Annotated in this window: 1 protein-coding gene; it reads left to right on the top strand. The window is 54.3% G+C overall.

Annotation, left to right across the window (positions count from 1 at the left end; genetic code table 11):
* Window positions 1-89: 89 nt before the first annotated feature.
* On the top strand, window positions 90-3,575 hold the full coding sequence (locus Q0294_RS03715) for a PVC-type heme-binding CxxCH protein (protein WP_299461053.1): 3,486 nt from the start codon (window positions 90-92) through the stop codon (window positions 3,573-3,575).
* Window positions 3,576-3,705 lie beyond the last annotated feature (130 nt).

Raw genomic sequence — 3,705 nt, 5'->3', positions numbered from 1 at the left:
CGCCTGATTTCCACTCAGTAGCTGTCATCCATCATTCTTTACATACAAAAATCTTTCGACCAGTTTTTGATCTCTAAAGGATCGTTCCCGTGATAAATCAAGCCGCTCTCCCGCTGAAACGAATATTTCTTTGTGTCTTTTGTGCGTTGTGTCTGTTGACAGGTTCCGCCGCCTGGGCGCAACGCGACCTGACTGACATTCCCCCCACCGACCCCGAACTCGAACGCAAGTCGTTCAAAGTCGCGGAAGGTTTCGAAGTCAATCTATATGCCGCTGACCCGCAAATTGCGAAGCCGATTCAGATGAATTTCGATGCCCAGGGCCGCCTGTGGATCGCCGCTTCCGAAGTTTATCCGCAAATCAAACCGGGTGAAAAAGCCAACGATAAAATTCTGATCGTCGAAGATCAGGACGGTGACGGCACCGCAGATAAAACCACCATCTTCGCGGACGGGTTATTGATTCCGACCGCCGTCATGCCGGGTAACGGGGGCGCGTATGTCGGCAACAGCACGGAACTGCTGCATCTGAAAGATACGGACGGCGACGGCAAAGCAGACGTGCGACAGACGGTTCTCGCCGGTTTCGGTACCGAAGACACGCACCATATTCTGCACACACTCCGCTGGGGACCCGGGGGATCTCTTTATTTCAATCAGTCGATTTATATTCACAGCCACATCGAAACTCCGCACGGCGTAAAACGTCTGAACGGGGGTGGAATTTGGAAGTATCGTCCTGAGATGATGGATCTGGAAGTCGTCATGCGGGGCATGGTCAACAGCTGGGGCCATCACTTTGACCGCTGGGGCCAATCATTCGCCACCGACGGTGCCTACGGGCACGGCATCAATTACACGTTCCCCGGTGCCGCCTTTGTGACGGCGGTGGGCGCGGAGCGCATTCTGAAAGGCTTGAACCTCGGCAGTCCCAAACATTGCGGCCTGGAAATTCTGAGCGGCCGTCATCTGCCCGATGACTGGCAGGGGAATATGATCACCAACGATTTCCGTGGGCATCGTGTCTGCCGCTTCGTGGTGACGGAGAATGAAGCCGGTTATGTTTCCCGCGAACAGGTGGAAGTCATCAAAACCGACCACGTCGCCTTTCGACCGATCGATGTCAAAATGGGACCGGATGGTGCGATCTACATTGCCGACTGGTACAACCCGATCATTCAGCACGGCGAAGTCGATTTCCGCGATCCCCGCCGCGACCATACGCATGGTCGCATCTGGCGTGTGACTTACAAAGGCAAACCAACGTTGCCCCGCCCGAAACTGGTTGATGCGACAAATCAGGAATTGCTGGAAGCATTGAAGCTGCCCGAAGAGTGGACCCGTCAAAATGCCAAAAATGTTCTGCGGGAACGGGGGCAGGCGAAAGTCGAAAACGATTTGAAGGCCTGGGTGAGCCAGCTCGACACCGAAGATCCACAGTTTGAACACAACCAACTGGAAGCACTCTGGGTGGCGGAATGTATTAACAGCGTACAGCCCGAACTGTTGCAGATTTGTCTGAAATCAAAAGACGGCCGAGCCCGCGCCGCTGCGATTCGTGTGGCCCGGCACTGGAAAGACAAGATTCCCGATTCGTATGCTTTGATCGCGCCACTGGCTGGCGATGCGTTTCCGCGCGTGCGTCTGGAAGCCGTCCGTGCGCTTGCCTTATACGACCAACCGACCGTTTTGACCGACGCCTATCAGGCCCTTGATCAACCCGTCGATGAATTTCTGGATTATGCCCTCTGGCTCACGACACGCGAAACAAAATCCATCTGGCTACCTCAAGTGCTCGAAGGAACGTCATCGCTTCAGAAAAATCCGAAGAAACTGCTGTTTGCGTTGACTGCCGTCAATTCTCCCGAAGTGGCACCGGTCGTCACCCGGTTGATTCAAACCGGCCAGATTCCCGACAGCGAATTGCAGACCAGTCTGGATCTGATCGCGAAATTCGGCAATGCCAGCGATCTGCAGCAACTGTTCGAACTTACCTTGAAAGCAGATACCAAACCAGCACAGCAGGCCGCCATTCTGCGCACACTGGCACAGGCATTTCAAGCACGAAAAGTAAGAGCATCCGGCGATCTGAGTTCATTGCAGAAACTTTTTACCTCACAGGATCTGTCCGTGCAACAGGCGGCCATTGACTGTGCGGGGCTTTGGAAAATGGAATCGCTGCAAACGCCGATTCGTGAACTGGCAGAATCGGATCAGACAAAAATCGAACTGCGAAAATCGTGTCTGTATGCGCTGGCTCGATTGGGAGGCAAAGAAAACCGGGATATCCTGCTCAATCTGAGTCGCGCCGATTGTTCAGAGAATCTTCGCATCGCCGCCGTCGCTGCGCTTGCCGAGATGAATCTGAATCTTGCCGCACAACAGACCGTGAGCCTGATGAGTCAGATCACGGCCCCTGAGCAGCTTTCCGCGCTGGCGAACATCTTCCTGCAGCGAAAGGGGGGGGCGGGCATTCTTGTGAACGCGCTCAAAGAAAAAACCATCGCGAAAGACGCCGCGATTCAGTTAGGGCGTTTGATTCAGTCAACAGGTCAAACCAACCCGCAGTTGGCAAAAGCGATTGCTGTCGCGGGGGGATTAACCAGCAGCGGTGCGCCGCAGCCCGTGATGCTCTCGCCGGAAGAAATGGCGAGTATGATCAACGACGTCAAAACCAAAGGCGATGCTCACCGGGGGGAAGCCATCTTCCGCCGCGAAGATCTCTCCTGTCTGAAATGCCACGCGATCGGCGGCGCCGGCGGGAAAGTCGGTCCCGATATTCTCAGTCTCGGCGGCAGTGCGCAACTGGATTACATCGTTGATTCGCTGTTGAATCCGAATAAAGCTGTCAAAGAAAATTATAACGCGGTCACCGTCGTCACCGATCAGGGAAAAGTCTTCTCAGGTGTGCTGGTACGTCGCACGGACAGCCAGCTCGTCCTGCGGGATGTGAATGACAATATCATGAATATTCCTCTGGATCAGATCGACGAAGAAGCACCGGCTGCTTCGCTGATGCCTGTTGGTTTACTCGATAAACTGACGCAGCAGGAACTGATCGACCTGACGCGTTTCCTGTCTGAACTGGGGAAAACGGAAGCGTACACGGTCGGTAAAGAGCGTGTCGTACGTCGCTGGCGGGTGATGAAAGGGACCCCCGAAGCAATGAACGCGATTCGCCGCACCCGACACGCGACTGCCGCCACGGAAAACCCCGCGTTTGTCTGGGAACCCGCTTACAGTCGCGTGGATGGCAATCTGCCTGTCAGAAAGTTTGACGAGATCGGCAAGCTGCACGTATCGAATCGCGCGACGGGAGCTGCTTTCGCCCGCTGTGAACTGGAAGCGACCTCTCCCGGAAAAACGATTCTGAAATTCAATTCGATTGACGGACTCAAAATGTGGCTCGGCGAAAAGCCGATCGTTCTTAAACCCGAGACCGAACTTGATCTCAGCAAAGGCACCCACATTCTGACCTTTGCCATCGACTTAACGGCCGAACGGGACGTGCTGCGGTTAGAACTGCTCGACGCACCAACGTCACCCGCGCAAGTCGCGATTGTGAACGGCAAGTAGCCGCTAAACAGAACTGAGTGCCGGGAATTGTAGTTTGTTTCAGAACAGATTTATTGGCAGTCTGAGGTGTATCTAAAGGGTTATGAATTTGAGGTTTCCCTTAAATTAAAGGGTGATATGGTCTGTGTCC

Origin of the sequence: uncultured Gimesia sp. (assembly GCF_937919775.1) — a bacterium.
Lineage (GTDB): Bacteria > Planctomycetota > Planctomycetia > Planctomycetales > Planctomycetaceae > Gimesia.
The sequence above is the reverse complement of the archived record's forward strand: the minus strand, read 5'-3'. Positions and strand labels throughout refer to the sequence as shown.